Here is a 16122-nt window from a genome sequence, read left to right as displayed (position 1 = left end):
TATATGAAAAATATATTTTTAAAACCAAATTGTAATCGAAGTTCATTCTTCAACCTCTTTATTCTGTTTTCTATTCTCTTTACTCTAAATTCCTGTGGCGAAAAGAAAACCGAAGAAACCCACGAAGAAGAAAAATCAGAAACCGAAGTTGCCTTGACAGAAGCGCAATTTAAAACTATTGGTATCGAAACAGGCGGTATCGAAATGAAAAACCTAAATACGGTAATCAAAGCCAATGGTTATACAGCAGTTCCACCACAAAACATGGCTAATATTTCAACCTTAATTGGTGGCGTTGTTAAAGATATTTATGTGTTAGAAGGAACTTACGTTGCAAAAGGTAAAACATTGGCAACTATTCAAAACCTTGAAGTTACCGAAATGCAAGAAGATTACAATTCCGCTATTGCCAACATTGAATACTTGCAATTGGAATATAATCGTCAAAAAACATTGAGCGATGAAAATGTAAATCCTCGCAAAACATTTCAAGAAGTAAAATCAAAATTAGCAGTAGAAAAAGCTAAAGCACAAGCCGCAAAAAACAAGCTGCAAGCGTTAAATGTTAGTTTAAGCGGAAACACTTCGTTAATTCCAATTGTTTCGCCAATAAGCGGTTATGTGGGTAAAATAAGTATAACAAAAGGAGCATTTGCAGAAACAGGCGTAACACTTTTTGAAGTAGTAGATAACAGCCAAATGCACTTGGATTTAAATGTGTTTGAAAAAGATTTGGGAAAAATTTCCGTAGGTCAAGAAGTCGATTTTGTATTAACCAATCAGTCCAATAAATCCATTAAAGGGAAAATATTTGGCATCAATAAATCATTTTCCAACGAAAGCAAAACAGTTGCGGTTCATGCCAAAATCAATCCAAGCGATGCCAAAGATTTAATTTCCGGAATGTATGTAGCTGCCAATATCAATATCACCAATCAAACCGTTCAGGCACTTCCAAAAGATGCAATTGTTAGAAATGGCGATAAATATTACATTTACATTCAAGAAGAGCACCAACAAGAAGCTCCAAAAGTAAAAGAAGAAGAGCATCAACATAAAGAAGGAGAAGAACATTCAGAACACGCTGAAGGCAAAGAAGAAGGACACAATGAAGTGCACTTCAAAGCAATCGAAGTGGTTCCTGGAACTACTGATTTAGGTTACACCGAAATAAAATTAGTCGAAGAAATTCCTGCCGATGCGAAAATTGTTATAAAAGGTGCTTTTTACTTACTAGCAACTTCAAAAGGTGGCGGTGAACACGAACATTAAAAATAAATTATTAATCATTAAATAAAATCAAATGAAAAATTCAATTTTAAAATCAATCTTTTTTTTAACACTATTATTTTTTACAAGCAATACTGCTTCTGCACAAAAAGCCAATCAAAAAGCTGTAATCAAAACTTTTTTACATTGTGATCATTGTAAAGAATGTGAAACTTGTGGTTTAAAATTCAAAACTGAAATGCTCAAAATTAAAGGTTTAAAAATGTATGAGCTTGACGATAAAGCAATGACATTTACAGTGTATTATAATGCAAAGAAAACAACCTTACAGACCATTAAAGAAGGTATTTCTAAATTAGGATACGATGCAGATGAAGTAAAAGCCGATCCAAAAGCGTATGAAAATTTAGATGGATGTTGTAAAGCGTAATCCAAATGGAAAACAAAAAATCACATTGGGAAAATGTTTTTGCAACCAAAAATCCTAATGAAGTAAGTTGGACACAAAAATATCCAAAAACTTCAATGGAGTATTTAAAAAATGTAAACCTATCAAAAACTGCCAATATAATTGATATTGGCGGTGGCGATAGCAATTTTATGGATGCCTTATTAGAAAAAGGATATCAAAATATTTGGGTATTGGACATCTCTGAATTTGCTTTAGAAAGAGCCAAAAAACGTTTAGGAGATAAAGCCGATTTAATACATTGGATTGTTTCTGATATCACAGAATTTAATCCCGAAGTCAAGTTTGATTTTTGGCACGACAGGGCTGTTTTTCATTTTCTAACAGGAGAAGAAAGTATAAGGAAATATGTTACAATCGTTAGTAATGCTATAGCTCAAAATGGAAATTTTCTATTAGGTACTTTTTCAGAAAATGGTCCTTTAAAATGCAGTGGATTGGAAATAAAACAATATTCAGAAAATTCGATGAAACAAACTTTTATAGAAAATTTTGAAGCAATAAAATGTTTTACAGAAAACCATACCACACCATTTGATACCATCCAGAACTTTCAATTTTGTGGATTTAAAAAAAATAGAAATGGAACATAAACATAAATACGATGCTAAAGGCAATCAGCTTTGTTGCACTCTCGAAGAAAAAATAAATAAAAAAACCGAAAATCATTCTGATGATGACGGACAAGACCACGAGCATTCTAGTGTAGAAAAATCTACGTTTCAAATGTTTTTGCCAGCAATCATAAGTTTTATTTTATTATTGATTGCCATAGGTTTTGATAATTATTTTAAACAATCATGGTTTACAGGTTATGTTAGAATAGGATGGTATATTCTAGCATACATTCCAGTGGGATTTCCAGTAGTCAAAGAAGCGTTTGAAAGCATTCGCAAAGGCGAGATATTTTCAGAATTTCTTTTAATGAGTATTGCAACTATTGGAGCGTTTGCTATAGGCGAATTTCCTGAAGGTGTTGCCGTAATGTTATTTTATGCCATTGGCGAAATATTCCAATCATTGGCGGTTCAAAGAGCAAAAGCTAACATCAAAACGTTACTTGACCAAAGACCAGACGAAGTAACTATTCTCGAAAACAATGTTGCCAAAACTATCAAAGCATCAACCGCTAAAATTGGAGATATTATCCAACTAAAAGCAGGAGAAAAATTAGGATTAGATGGAGAATTACTTTCAGATACTGCTGCATTTAATACTGCTGCACTAACGGGAGAAAGTAAGCCAGACACCAAAGCAAAAGGAGAAACTGTTTTAGCAGGAATGATAAACATACATTCGGTTTGTCAAGTAAAAGTAACGGTTGCTTATACAGATAGTAAACTGTCAAAAATTCTCGAAATGGTGCAAGATGCTACAGCCAAAAAAGCACCAACAGAATTATTTATCAGAAAGTTTGCCAAAATATATACACCAATTGTAGTTGTTTTAGCCATTGCAATATGTGTTGTACCGATGTTATTTGTAGAAAATTACCAGTTTAGAGATTGGTTGTATCGAGCTTTAGTTTTCTTAGTTATTTCGTGTCCTTGTGCATTAGTTATAAGTATTCCTTTAGGTTATTTTGGTGGAATTGGAGCAGCTTCTAAAAACGGAATCCTTTTCAAAGGAAGTAATTTTCTTGATGTAATGTCCACTATTCAAAACGTGGTAATGGACAAAACAGGAACAATGACCGAAGGCGTCTTCAAAGTGCAGGAAGTTGTTTTTAATACTGATTTTAACAAAGATGATTTGTTACAATTGGTAAATGCTTTAGAAAGTCAAAGTACACATCCTGTTGCAACTGCCATTCATCAATACGTTGGAAAAATTGATAGTAATATCAAATTAGAAAATGTAGAAGAAATTTCCGGACATGGTTTAAAAGCTGAAGTTAACGGAAAAGAATTGTTAGTTGGTAATTTCAAACTAATGGATAAATTCTCAATTGCTTATGATATTGATCCAAAAAGTATTGTTTACACATTAATTGCAGTAGCTTACGATAAAAATTTCGTTGGTTATCTTACAATAGCTGATAGCATAAAAGAAGACGCACAAATCACAATCGACAAACTAAAAGCATTAGGTATAAAAACCACAATGTTAAGTGGAGATAAAGACAATGTAGTTCAATTTGTAGCACAAAAACTCGGAATTACAAATGCCTTTGGCGATTTATTGCCCGAAGATAAAGTAAACAAAGTCAAAGAAATCATCGCCAAAAATGAAACAGTTTGTTTTGTTGGCGATGGCGTAAACGATGCGCCAGTAGTCGCATTAAGCAACGTAGGTATTGCAATGGGCGGTTTAGGAAGCGATGCCACCATCGAAACTGCCGATGTAGTTATTCAAGACGATATGCCTTCAAAAATTCCAATGGCAATAAACATTGGTAAGCAAACCAAAAAAATTGTTTGGCAAAATATTACGTTGGCTTTTGTAGTAAAAGCAATTGTTTTAATACTCGGTGCAGGAGGTTTAGCCACAATGTGGGAAGCTGTTTTTGCCGATGTAGGTGTGGCACTTTTAGCTATTTTAAATGCAGTCAGAATTCAGAAAATGAGATTTTAACATCAATTTTAACAAAAAGCAATAATTTTTATTTAATTTTGTACTGTTTTAATAGAGATATGAAAAAATACCACTTTATACTATTAGTCTTATTAGGCATATTTCTTATGCCTGGTAGTGCTATAGCTTGTGGTAAAGGTTCAGAAAAAAGTTCTTGCAAAAAAGAAATTTCATCCAATCAGAAAGAAAAAAAGAGTTGTTGCGATAGTGATAGTTCAAAGGGCAAAGACAACAAAGGTTGTAAAGGAAATTGCGGTCATTCAAAATGTGGATGTTCTTCAACGTGTCCAACTTCCTCAGTAAGCTTTGTATCTGAAATTAGTTTTAAAAATTACAAGTATAGTTATTCTTCAATCGAGAAGACTAAATTTTCATACACAACACCATCAATCTCTGATGGGTTTTATTCCATTTGGCTAATACCTAAAATAAGCTAAATCCAATTTTTGACAGCCATAAGTGTGTCAAATTCATAGCGTTTAGCTATTCAATCTAACAGTTAAGTATTGTTTTTTATACCATTATTGGTATTGTAATAACATGCTTTCGCAACTGTTATTTATCCAAATTTATTTTATCAACTAATCAAGGTAGTTTGCTTTGATTACAATTTTATTCAAAATGAAAAATTCATTAATGAAAATAATGATAGCAATTTCTGTATTGTTATCAACTACAGGTAATGCACAAATAAAAAATGCCAAAACAGAAAGTGTAAAAATTTATGGCAATTGTGGTATGTGCGAAACCAAAATCGAAAAAGCAGGAAACATCAAAAAAATAGCCAATGTCGATTGGAACCAAGAAACCCAAATGGCAACACTAACCTACGATGCTAAAAAAACCAATCAAGATGAAATACTCAAGAGAATTGCATTAGTTGGTTACGATAGTGATAAATTTCTTGCTCCAGATGATGTATATAACAATCTTCACGGATGTTGCCAATATGACCGTGTAGCAAAAGTTCCTGTAAAAGAAGAAACAACATCGATTGCTAGCAACGGAGACCATTCCAATCATAGTAATCATTCTGAAACAAGTACTACAGTAATTCAGGGTGAAAATCAATTAAAGGTTGTATTCGATAACTATTTTTTAGTAAAAGATGCATTAATCACTTCTAATGGGAATAGCACGGCATCAGCTTCAAAAGAATTGGTAACGGCCATCAATAATGTCAAAATGGACAAGCTTGATATGGATGTTCACATGGTGTGGATGAAAGTTGTAAATACGATACAGAAAGATGCAGAAAATATCGCTAATACAAAAGATGTAAAAATCCAACGCGATCATTTTACATCATTATCTAAAGAAATTTATACATTAATCAAGATTTCTAAATATGAAAATCCGGTGTACTATCAATTCTGTCCAATGTTCAATGACGGCAAAGGTGCTAATTGGTTAAGTAAAGAAAATGCTGTAAAAAATCCTTATTATGGTTCAATGATGTTGAACTGTGGTAAAACAGTAGAAACAATTAAATAAACAAAATGAAAAAAATTGTAATGCTACTTTTTTTAATTGGTATTTTCTCAACTACTAAAGCTCAAATAAAAATAGGAGAAGCTATACCATCAATTACATTAAAAAGTAATACCAGTAATGAGGTTAATATCACATCCTTTAAAGGCAAATATGTACTTATCGATTTTTGGGCATCTTGGTGTGCGCCGTGTAGATTAGGCAACAAGAAGTTAGTAAAACTTCACAATGAAGCTAATGCAAATAAAATTGAAATAATAGGAATATCAATCGATACAGACATAAGTAAGTGGCTTAAAGCTGTTGAAAAAGATAAAATCAAATTTACACAGTTAATAGATCCTGAAGGTTTTGATGCCAATACAGCAATAAAATTTGGTGTTGATGAATTACCATCAAAATACCTATTTAATCCCCAAGGTATTCTAATAGCAAAAAATCCCTCAGAAGAAGAAATAATTAAATTAATAAAAGAATAAAATGAAAACAATATATATTCTGATTACATCAATGGTTTTGATGTTTTCACTTAATAGTAATGCCCAAATAGTAAAAGCCGAAATTAGAGCCACTGGTTTAACCTGTTCTATGTGTTCAAATGCTATAAATAAACAGCTAAAAACAGTGCCCGAAGTGGTTAACGTTGAAATCGATTTAAACTCCAATACCTTTACAGTAACGCTAAAAGAAGGAAACGAATTAAGCCCTAAAATATTTAAAGAAAAAGTAGAAAAAGCAGGTTTTTTTATCGGTTCATTAGTAGTTACCGCAAAATCAAATACCATAACTCAAAGTTCATACATAATGGTTAATGATAAAAAAAGTAATGCTTCTGAAATACAGTTTCAAGTGGTTGATAAAGGATATGTAACCGAGAAAGAATTTAAAAAATTATCAAAGTCCTATAAGAATATTGATACGTATGCTTCGAATAATGAAGATGATTTTCACATTAAAATGATAAACTAATGAGAAAGGTAATTTTATTTTTTGCAGCCATCAGTTGCCAAACTATTTTTAGTCAAGAATTATTTGTAGTAACAGATCCTGCAAGTAATGTTCCTGCTAATTCATTAGCCGTAAATGTGATGCAATCTGCTTTTAAAGAAAAATTTGAGCCAGGTTACAACTATCATTTAATGCCCGAGGTAACTTATGGTATAAATAAAAATTTAATGGTTCGTGGTTCCGCTTTTATCAGCACAAGAACTAATGCATTGTATGCAGAAGGTGGTGGTTTTATGGCTAAGTACAGGTTTTATTCTACAGATGATTTAAAAAGTCACTTTCGCTTAGCAACTTATGGAAGATTTAGCTTCAATCGTGCTGATATTCATCAAGAGCAAATTGAAATAGTAGGACACAATACTGGTTTTGAAACCGGGATAATCGCAACAAAGTTGGTCAAAAAGGTAGCCATAAGTTCATCGCTTAGTTTTGAAAAAGCATTGGATAACAAACCAAAATATCCTTTTCCGGATACTATTGGTGATAATGCAACGAACTATACTTTGTCTTTTGGAAAATTGATGTACCCTAAAAAATATACGAGTTTCAAGCAAACCAACATCAATTTAATGGTTGAATTTGTAGGTCAAACCATCAACGAAAATGGTAAATCCTACTTAGACGTTGTGCCGGCTGTACAATTCATTTTTAACAGTCAAGCACGATTAGATCTTGCCTACCGTCAAGAGTTAGTAAGTTCAATGATACGTTCTGCTCCAAATGGGTTTTACTTCAATTTATATTACACTTTTTTCAATTTAAAAAAACAATAAAAATCTAAATAATAACATGTCATGAAAGCACTTATTCTATCAGCTATTATAGCTATCACTTTAGTTTCTTGTAATCAAAAAAACAAAGAGACAGAAAACAAGACCACAGAAACTTCAACAAATTCAAATGAAATATATGCGTGTTCCATGCACCCAGAGATTACAGGAAAAAAAGGAGAAGAATGTTCCAAATGTGGTATGGAATTAACAGAACCAGTTGCCCAAGTTGAGCCAATCCATGAAGAAAATGAAAAAACTCAAGAACTCAAAGACACCACAAAACTACCAACTAATGACGTTAAAGAAAAAGTAATTGAAACAAAAACTCCTTTTTCAATTAATGCAATAGTTGCAAACTATTTAAAAATAAAAAATGCACTAACAAAAGACGATGCCAAAGCCGCTGCTATTGCAGGTAAATCATTATTCAACGATTTTAATACAATCAACTCAAATAGTTTAACTACTACTCAAAAAAAAGAGTATTTAGATATTGCAGACGATGCAAAAGAACATGCAAAACACATTAGTGATAATGCTGGGAAAATCGACCATCAAAGAGAACATTTTGTTACGCTAAGTAAGGATATTAATGATTTGATTAAAATGTTTGGAACAAAGCAAAAATTGTATCAAGATTTTTGTCCAATGGCAAATGATGGCAAAGGAGCTATTTGGATTAGTGAAACAAAAGAAATTAAAAATCCATTTTATGGCTCTCAAATGTTGACTTGTGGTAGTTTGAAAAAAACGTTATAAAATGACACGAAAATTAAAAAAGATTGCATTAGTATTCTTTTTAATGTTTGTAGCTATTCAATTCTACCAACCAAAACAAAATGTAAGTAGTTCATTCGATATTGGAAAAAACTTTGCTAATAATTATAAAGTACCTCCAAAAATTCTTAATTCATTGCAAAAAGCTTGTTATGACTGCCATAGTAATACTACTAAGTATTTATGGTACGATTACATTCAACCAGCAAGATTATTTGTAGAAAGCCACATTAAAAATGGAAAAGAAGAACTGAATTTTAATGAATTTGCGACTTATTCAAATAGAAAACAACAAAGTAAACTAGAAGCAATAAGTAGAGAAATAAAATCGGGTACTATGCCATTAAGTTCATACACACAATTACATCAGGATGCTATTCTTGATGAAACCCAAAAGCAAGAAATAATCAGTTGGATTGAACAGACAATCAATAAAGAATAGTAAGCATGAAACTTTATATTAAAAATATGGTTTGTAGTCGTTGCAAAATGGTGGTTAAGTCCGAGTTAGAAAAGCTTGGACTAAAACTTTTATCTATTAATTTGGGTGAAGTCGAAATTATGGAACCCTTTTCTGATGTTCAAAAAAATGAAATTAGTAAAATATTGAAAGTATTTGGCTTTGAACTGATTGATGATAAGAAAAGTAAAACGATTGATAAGATTAAAACAGTAATCATTGATTTGGTTCAAAACAAGAATAATGATTTGAAAATTAATTTATCCAACTACCTTTCACAAGAACTGCATCAAGACTATAATACCCTGAGTAATCTCTTTTCAGAAGTTGAAAACACTACTATTGAGAAGTATTTCATCAATCAGAAAATTGAAAAAGTAAAAGAGTTAATTATGTACGATGAACTCTCATTAAGTGAAATTGCGTATTCTTTAAATTACAGCACGGTTTCACATTTGAGCAATCAATTCAAAAAAGTAACTGGCTTTTCGCCAACCTACTTTAAGAATATCAAAACCATTAAAAGAAAGCAAATAGAAGATTTATAAATTTTGCATATCAAACCCAAAATTATGCAAATGCAAAAATCGGTTATGATAGAAATTTGTATTAAAATTATTAAAGATGATACATACTTACAGCATTACCGGAATGACTTGCGATGGTTGTCTCGCTAAAGTCGAAAAAACGTTGAATACTATTGAGGGTATTGAGGCAAAAGTTTCATTAAATCCAGCAGTAGCAACAATAACTATGGAAAAGCACATTCCAACAGAAAAGCTACAGGAAGCCTTGACAGCAGTGGGAAAATACTCCATAGAAATGAGCAACGGTAAAACCAAGGAGCATAGTACAACGAATGAAGCTTCGGGAAAATCATGTTGCTCTGTCCATTCCAACGATCATAATAAAGAAACTGTTGTCCCAACAAATACCCAAGGAAAGTATTATTGCCCAATGCATTGCGAAGGCGAAAAAGTGTACGACAAGGCAGGTGACTGTCCTGTGTGTGGAATGGATTTAGTTAAAGCACCAGAGTTAACGGTGAGTAAAACGTTGTATACGTGTCCTATGCATCCCGAAGTAATTCAAGAAGGTCCTGGTTCATGTCCAATATGCGGAATGGATTTAGTCCCAATGGAACCAAGCGAAAGCGAAGACCAAAAAACGTATACCGATTTGGTTAAAAAAATGAAAATTGCAGTCGTATTTACCGTTCCCATTTTTGCAATTGCAATGATAGAAATGGCACACAACAATCCTTTACTACAACTAATGGATGCTTCAAAATGGAATTTGGTACAATTAATATTATCGCTTCCTGTAGTGTTTTATGCCTGTTGGGTATTTTTTATTCGCGCTTGGAAATCCATCATTACTTGGAATTTAAATATGTTTACCCTAATCGGAATTGGTACAGGAGTGGCATTTCTTTTCAGTTTGGTCGGGATGTTTTTCCCAGATATTTTTCCTAGCGAATTCAAAACAGAACACGGAACAGTATTACTATACTTCGAAGCTACAACCGTTATTCTAACTCTTGTATTATTAGGACAATTACTTGAAGCAAGAGCACACAGTCAGACTAGTGGAGCTATCAAAGAATTATTAAAACTCGCACCAACCGAAGCCACTTTGGTTATTGATGGTAGCGATAAAGTAATTTCAATCCACGATATTAAAAAAGGTGATTTACTTCGGGTTAAGCCTGGTGACAAAATTCCAGTTGACGGAAAAATAACCGATGGAGAAAGTAGTATTGATGAAGCAATGATTACAGGAGAACCAATACCCGTTGATAAAAAGAAAGACGATAATGTAATTGCAGGAACAATCAATGGGAATAAATCTTTTATTATGGTTGCAGAAAAAGTGGGTTCAGAAACTTTGCTTTCACAAATCGTGCAAATGGTTAATGACGCTTCTCGTTCGAGAGCGCCAATTCAGAAATTAGCAGACAGTATTTCCAAATACTTCGTGCCCATTGTAGTCATCATTTCTGTTATAACCTTTTTCATTTGGGCAAAATTTGGTCCCGAACCGGCATTAGTATATGGTTTTATAAATGCCATCGCAGTATTAATCATCGCGTGTCCTTGTGCATTAGGATTGGCAACGCCTATGTCAGTAATGGTAGGTGTTGGTAAAGGCGCACAATCAGGGGTTTTGATAAAAAATGCAGAAGCTTTAGAAAACATGAATAAGGTTAATGTTTTAATTACAGATAAAACAGGAACAATAACCGAAGGAAAACCATCGGTCGAAAAAATTTATGCGACCAATAACAATGATAACGATTTATTGCAAAGCATAGCTTCATTAAACCAATATAGTGAGCATCCATTAGCACAAGCCGTAGTCAATTATGGCAAAACAAAATCCATTTCATTAATCGAAGTAAAAGATTTTGAAGCCATTGCCGGAAAAGGAGTTACAGGAACAGTAACCAATAAAAAAGTAGCATTAGGTAATAAAAAACTAATGGAACAAGTAAAAGCTAGTATTTCTGACGATATAGAAAACAAAATCATTACCGAACAAAAACTAGGAAAAACCGTTTCATATATTGCAGTAGAAGGTATTGCTGTTGGATTTGTATCCATTACTGATGCCATAAAAACGTCAAGTGCCGCTGCAATAAAAGAACTGATGCAACAAGGAGTTGAAGTAATTATGATGACAGGCGATAATATCAATACAGCCAAAGCTGTTGCAGAAGAATTGAACCTGTCTTACTATAAAGCAGGATGTTTACCCGAAGACAAATTAAACGAAATCAAAAAATTACAAGCAGAAGGCAAAATTGTGGCCATGGCTGGTGATGGTATCAACGATGCACCGGCATTAGCACAAGCCAATATCGGAATAGCTATGGGAACAGGAACAGATGTCGCAATTGAAAGTGCCAAAATAACTTTAGTCAAAGGCGATTTACAAGGCATTGTAAAAGCCAAGAACTTAAGCCATGCTGTTATGAAAAACATCAAGCAAAATTTATTTTTTGCCTTTTTCTATAACGTATTGGGTGTTCCAATCGCAGCTGGTGTTCTATATCCATTTTTCGGTATATTATTATCCCCAATGATTGCGGCTTTAGCCATGTCATTTAGTTCTGTATCAGTAATTGTAAATGCGTTACGATTACGCACATTAAAACTTTAAAATTATAAAATGAAAAAAACAATCTTAACAGGCTTAATTATTTTGCAATCCTTATTATTATCTGCCCAAGACAAAGTCCAGATAAGAGTTACTTCAGCCAGTCCTGCGGCATCTTTTGAGCAAGAAGTCGGCAGCGGAAAAATAAAAATAACATACAGCAGACCATTAGTAAGAGGTCGTAAAATATTTGGGGAGTTAGTACCTTTTGATAAGCTTTGGCGAACTGGCGCAAGTGATTGTACCGTCATAACCACTTCCGAAGATATTTCTTTTGGTAACAATGTATTAAAAGCAGGAAGCTATTCAATATTCTCAATTCCTTCAATAAATGAGTGGACTATAATTGTTAACTCAGATACTACCTTGCATGGAGAAACGGGCTATGATGAAAAAAAAGATATAATGCGTTTCAAAGTCCCTTTAGAAAAAAGCCCCAATTTTTATGAAACTTTTACTATTGAATTAAATGATATCAATAGCAAAGGCGAAGCATTCCTAAAAATACTTTGGGAAAATACAATGGTTAAAATACCGGTAAAGAGCAAGGAGGACGATACAATAGTGGCATTGATAGATCAACATATAATTAAGGGTAAAACTCAGGATGCCAATTTATTATTTCAGGCAGCTAATTATTATTACAGTACTAATAGAGATTATAAACAAGCAATTATATGGCTTTTGGAAGCAGAAAAAATAAATCCTCAAAATTTCTATTATCCTAATCTAAGACAAAAATTAGCTTCTGAAAACAAAGATTACACTATTGCAATTGAAGCTGCAAAGCGAGCCATTTCAATTGCTGATAAGGAGAAAATGAAAAAAACTATTGATAGTTTGAACAATAAAATTTCAGATTGGGAAATCTTGTTAAAAAAATAATAGTGTAAAATTAAAATAATACAATTACTATAATGGATATACAAAACATTCTTTCAAAAAAACTGTTACCAATCGTAATCTTCGTTTTGGCAACACAAACGCTGTTTTCGCAAAACATAGTTCGTTACGATTTATATGTTCGTGATACCATCGTAAACTATTCTGGAAAAGAAAAAAGAGCAATTGCAGTAAATGGTCAAATTCCTATGCCAACATTAACATTTACAGAAGGTGATATTGCTGAAATTTATGTACATAACGAATTAAAAGAAAGCACTTCATTGCATTGGCACGGACTATTTTTACCTAATAAAGAAGATGGTGTCCCAAACCTTACACAAATGCCAATAGAACCGGGAACTACTCACAAATATTCGTTTCCAATAATTCAAAGCGGAACTCATTGGTACCACAGTCATTCAGGATTACAGGAACAAATTGGTATGTATGGTATGTTCATTATGAACAAAAAACAAAATGACAAAACATTCCGAAAAGGTATAGATGATTTACCAACTGTGCCTATTATTTTAAGTGAATGGACCGATTTAAAACCCGAGAACGTTCACAGAATGTTACACAATGCAACCGATTGGTTTGCAATTAAAAAAGGAACAACACAAAGTTATGCTGAAGCCATAAAACAAGGTCATTTCAAAACAAAAATAGCCAATGAATGGAAACGAATGAATGCTATGGATGTGAGCGATGTATATTATGATAAGTTTCTGATTAATGGTAAAAATGAAAGTCAGTTATCACAGTTTAAAAGTGGAGATAAAGTTCGTTTGCGTGTGGCAAATGGTGGAGCTTCATCATACTTTTGGTTAACTTATGCTGGAGGAAAAATAACAGTTGTAGCTAGTGATGGTAACGATGTAGAACCTGTTGAAGTAGATAGATTATTGATAGCAGTATCCGAGACTTATGACATTATAGTTACAATTCCTGCAAGTAATACTTCTTATGAATTTTTAGCAACTCCAGAAGACCGCACAAAATCTACTTCATTATACATTGGAAATGGCATCAAACAATTGATTGCTCCGTTGCCAAAATTAAAATATTTTGAGGGAATGAAAATGATGAACGGAATGATGAAAATGAATGGGGATTTAGATGATATGGGAATGAGTATGTCCTTAAATCAAATGGATATGAATGTAGTAATGTACCCAGAAATAACTGGTGCAGTAAGCGCAAAACATAAGGGTACTATGAGCAATATGGAAACGAGTACCGATCATTCCAATCACAATCAAAATCAGTACAATGCCAATGCGTTATCTACAATTACAACACTCAATTATGCCATGTTGAAAGCGACCGATAAAACAACTTTACCCAAAGATGCCCCAGTAAAAGAACTTCGTTTTGAACTAACAGGTAACATGAACCGATATGTTTGGAGTTTAGACAATAAAGTAGTTTCTGAAACAGATAAAATCCTAATAAAAAAAGGAGAAAACATTAGAATTACACTTTACAATGGTTCCATGATGCGTCATCCAATGCACTTACATGGACATGATTTCAGAATATTAAATGGTCAAGAGGAATATGCACCATTAAAAAATGTAATGGACTTAATGCCTATGGAAACCAACATAATTGAATTCAATGCCAATGTTGAAGGAGATTGGTTTTTTCATTGTCATATTTTGTATCACATGATGGCAGGAATGGGAAGAGTATTCACCTATGAAAACCAAACGCCAAATCCGCTAATTCCAAATCCAAAAGTAGCACAAAGAAAATTATTTGCCGATGATAGAGCTTTTCATTTCATGGCAGAAAATGATTTTGCTACTAATGGAAATGATGGTATGGCAATGATCCAAAATACACGTTGGAGTTTAGGTGCAGAATGGCGACTAGGATACAATGATATGCATGGTTATGAAGCCGAATTTCATTTAGGCAGATACATAGGAAAAATGCAGTGGTTGATGCCTTTTATTGGTTTCGATTGGCGTTACAGGAATATGGATGGAATGATAGAAAAAAACATTTTTGGACAAGAAAATACCAAAGATAAAAGAGCCGTTCTAAGTGCCGGGGTTAATTACACATTACCAATGTTAGTAATTGCTCAAGCAGAAGTATTTCAGGATGGAAACATAAGATTACAGTTAATGAGAGAGGATATTCCAATTTCAAAACGCTTAAGAATGGGGTTTATGGTAAACACCGATACAGAATTTATGCTAGATGCACGTTACATTTTAAAAAGAAATATAAGTTTAAGAACACATTACGATAGTGATATGGGATTTGGGTTAGGTATTAGTTTAAATTATTAAAAAAGTTTCAATCAAAAATTAATACCAAAGAAATTGAGCTCAAAAATCAACCAATTATTAACAGATTTAAACGAACAGTTAAATTTTACTGATTTAGAAATAGACGACCCAATAAAGCGTTGTGAAAGTGCTATAGATATTATTTTGAAATCACTCCAAAAATTAAAAGTATTATTTGAAAAAGAAAAGATAAAATCATCAGAACAAGAAATTAATTTCTTCAAAAACATCAAACCTAAATTCACTTCTAAATTAATTTACTACAATACCATTTTTAAAATCGAAACAAAAAAACCGCATGGTGGAGAGCGTATTTTAAAAAAATATCTAAATAATGAATTAGATAAATTGAAACGTTATTTCGACAATAATTTAGACTTTTATAAATACTATCGAACAGGAAGCAATTATCTTGATCATAAGTATTTTATTAGAGGAAAATCTGATGTAAAATTAGCGTTAGATAGTTTTTATTTTGAAGTAGATCATACCTTTTCTACTTCACATGATTTCAAAGTAGCCAAGATTATGGCACACGATTTAATACAGGTATATCTAGAAGACAAACTCCTTATAATGGAAAATAGAGAACCAAAGGAAAAATCACAAGTCAATCCCAAGGTAAAACAAAATTGGACGGGCTCTAAAGTCGCCTTAATAGAGCTTTTATATGCATTGCATACCGAAGGTGTGTTCAATAACGGAGCATCAGATTTGAAAGATATTGCCGCATACTTCGAAAATGTATTTAATATCGATTTAGGTCAATACCACCGTGCTTTCCTTGAAATTAGAATGCGTAAATCAGACCAAACCAAATTCCTAAACACACTAAAAGAAAGATTGGTAAAACGTATGGAAAATACAGACGATATGCTTTAAAACCAATAAATACATTGCTTTGAATAAAAATCAATCACAACTTGTGATTGACTTGTGATTTAAAACTATTCAAATACTACAATTTTGTACCATAACAATCTAAAACATACG

Annotated in this window: 15 protein-coding genes; all 15 read left to right on the top strand. The window is 32.6% G+C overall.

Features of this window, described 5'->3' with window-relative positions:
* The first annotated feature begins 3 nt into the window (after nt 1-3).
* Nucleotides 4-1272 (top strand): efflux RND transporter periplasmic adaptor subunit, encoded by a 1269-nt coding sequence (locus LPC20_RS07650; RefSeq protein WP_229324104.1) that lies wholly within the window; start codon nt 4-6, stop codon nt 1270-1272.
* Between the two features lie 31 nt (nt 1273-1303).
* A complete protein-coding gene (locus LPC20_RS07645) occupies nt 1304-1660 on the top strand; it encodes a hypothetical protein (RefSeq protein WP_064715035.1) in 357 nt (118 codons plus the stop codon).
* 5 nt (nt 1661-1665) lie between these two features.
* Complete coding sequence (locus LPC20_RS07640; RefSeq protein WP_229324102.1) at nt 1666-2292, top strand: class I SAM-dependent methyltransferase; 627 nt, start codon at nt 1666-1668, stop codon at nt 2290-2292.
* The gene (locus tag LPC20_RS07635; RefSeq protein WP_064715277.1) at nt 2282-4273 is read left to right on the top strand and encodes a heavy metal translocating P-type ATPase; all 1992 of its coding nucleotides are present in this window, start codon (nt 2282-2284) and stop codon (nt 4271-4273) included. The genes LPC20_RS07640 and LPC20_RS07635 overlap by 11 nt, the downstream gene beginning before the upstream one ends.
* 621 nt (nt 4274-4894) lie before the next feature.
* The gene (locus LPC20_RS07630) at nt 4895-5767 is read left to right on the top strand and encodes a DUF3347 domain-containing protein (RefSeq protein ID WP_229324100.1); all 873 of its coding nucleotides are present in this window, start codon (nt 4895-4897) and stop codon (nt 5765-5767) included.
* A 5-nt stretch (nt 5768-5772) separates the two neighbouring features.
* Nucleotides 5773-6243: a TlpA family protein disulfide reductase gene (locus LPC20_RS07625; RefSeq protein WP_064715039.1), complete on the top strand. Its 471-nt coding sequence runs from the start codon at nt 5773-5775 to the stop codon at nt 6241-6243.
* Between the two features lies 1 nt (nt 6244).
* Nucleotides 6245-6733, top strand: coding sequence for a heavy-metal-associated domain-containing protein (locus LPC20_RS07620; protein WP_064715040.1), 489 nt, complete (start codon nt 6245-6247; stop codon nt 6731-6733).
* Nucleotides 6733-7545 carry a hypothetical protein gene (locus LPC20_RS07615; protein WP_229324098.1) on the top strand — a complete coding sequence of 271 codons (813 nt, stop codon included), beginning with the start codon at nt 6733-6735 and terminating at the stop codon, nt 7543-7545. The genes LPC20_RS07620 and LPC20_RS07615 overlap by 1 nt, the downstream gene beginning before the upstream one ends.
* Nucleotides 7546-7566: 21 nt before the next feature.
* Nucleotides 7567-8304, top strand: coding sequence for a DUF3347 domain-containing protein (locus tag LPC20_RS07610; RefSeq protein ID WP_064715042.1), 738 nt, complete (start codon nt 7567-7569; stop codon nt 8302-8304).
* A 1-nt stretch (nt 8305) separates the two neighbouring features.
* Nucleotides 8306-8764, top strand: a complete 459-nt coding sequence (locus tag LPC20_RS07605) for a heme-binding domain-containing protein (RefSeq protein WP_064715043.1) — start codon at nt 8306-8308, stop codon at nt 8762-8764.
* A gap of 5 nt (nt 8765-8769) precedes the next feature.
* Nucleotides 8770-9330, top strand: coding sequence for a helix-turn-helix domain-containing protein (locus LPC20_RS07600; RefSeq protein WP_064715044.1), 561 nt, complete (start codon nt 8770-8772; stop codon nt 9328-9330).
* Between the two features lie 76 nt (nt 9331-9406).
* Nucleotides 9407-11944: a heavy metal translocating P-type ATPase gene (locus LPC20_RS07595; protein WP_229324096.1), complete on the top strand. Its 2538-nt coding sequence runs from the start codon at nt 9407-9409 to the stop codon at nt 11942-11944.
* A gap of 9 nt (nt 11945-11953) precedes the next feature.
* Entirely contained in the window at nt 11954-12826 is an 873-nt protein-coding gene (locus LPC20_RS07590) for a DUF2911 domain-containing protein (RefSeq protein ID WP_229324094.1), read from the top strand.
* 32 nt (nt 12827-12858) lie between these two features.
* On the top strand, nt 12859-15129 hold the full coding sequence (locus LPC20_RS07585) for a multicopper oxidase domain-containing protein (protein ID WP_229324092.1): 2271 nt from the start codon (nt 12859-12861) through the stop codon (nt 15127-15129).
* A 33-nt stretch (nt 15130-15162) separates the two neighbouring features.
* The gene (locus LPC20_RS07580; protein ID WP_229324090.1) at nt 15163-16011 is read left to right on the top strand and encodes an RteC domain-containing protein; all 849 of its coding nucleotides are present in this window, start codon (nt 15163-15165) and stop codon (nt 16009-16011) included.
* The last annotated feature ends 111 nt before the right edge of the window (nt 16012-16122 follow it).

This window comes from Flavobacterium ammonificans (genome assembly GCF_020886115.1).
In the GTDB taxonomy this organism is placed as follows: Bacteria; Bacteroidota; Bacteroidia; order Flavobacteriales; family Flavobacteriaceae; genus Flavobacterium; species Flavobacterium ammonificans.
This window is presented reverse-complemented; position numbering and strand designations above follow the sequence as displayed.

Bases quoted from the DNA above. Each gene is read 5' to 3' on its own strand.
- LPC20_RS07610 (WP_064715042.1), top strand. From the start codon at position 7,567: ATGAAAGCACTTATTCTATCAGCTATTATAGCTATCACTTTAGTTTCT.
- LPC20_RS07605 (WP_064715043.1), top strand. From the start codon at position 8,306: ATGACACGAAAATTAAAAAAGATTGCATTAGTATTCTTTTTAATGTTT.
- LPC20_RS07625 (WP_064715039.1), top strand. From the start codon at position 5,773: ATGAAAAAAATTGTAATGCTACTTTTTTTAATTGGTATTTTCTCAACT.
- LPC20_RS07590 (WP_229324094.1), top strand. From the start codon at position 11,954: ATGAAAAAAACAATCTTAACAGGCTTAATTATTTTGCAATCCTTATTA.
- LPC20_RS07630 (WP_229324100.1), top strand. From the start codon at position 4,895: ATGAAAAATTCATTAATGAAAATAATGATAGCAATTTCTGTATTGTTA.
- LPC20_RS07650 (WP_229324104.1), top strand. From the start codon at position 4: ATGAAAAATATATTTTTAAAACCAAATTGTAATCGAAGTTCATTCTTC.
- LPC20_RS07620 (WP_064715040.1), top strand. From the start codon at position 6,245: ATGAAAACAATATATATTCTGATTACATCAATGGTTTTGATGTTTTCA.
- LPC20_RS07645 (WP_064715035.1), top strand. From the start codon at position 1,304: ATGAAAAATTCAATTTTAAAATCAATCTTTTTTTTAACACTATTATTT.
- LPC20_RS07635 (WP_064715277.1), top strand. From the start codon at position 2,282: ATGGAACATAAACATAAATACGATGCTAAAGGCAATCAGCTTTGTTGC.
- LPC20_RS07640 (WP_229324102.1), top strand. From the start codon at position 1,666: ATGGAAAACAAAAAATCACATTGGGAAAATGTTTTTGCAACCAAAAAT.
- LPC20_RS07595 (WP_229324096.1), top strand. From the start codon at position 9,407: ATGATACATACTTACAGCATTACCGGAATGACTTGCGATGGTTGTCTC.
- LPC20_RS07600 (WP_064715044.1), top strand. From the start codon at position 8,770: ATGAAACTTTATATTAAAAATATGGTTTGTAGTCGTTGCAAAATGGTG.
- LPC20_RS07615 (WP_229324098.1), top strand. From the start codon at position 6,733: ATGAGAAAGGTAATTTTATTTTTTGCAGCCATCAGTTGCCAAACTATT.
- LPC20_RS07585 (WP_229324092.1), top strand. From the start codon at position 12,859: ATGGATATACAAAACATTCTTTCAAAAAAACTGTTACCAATCGTAATC.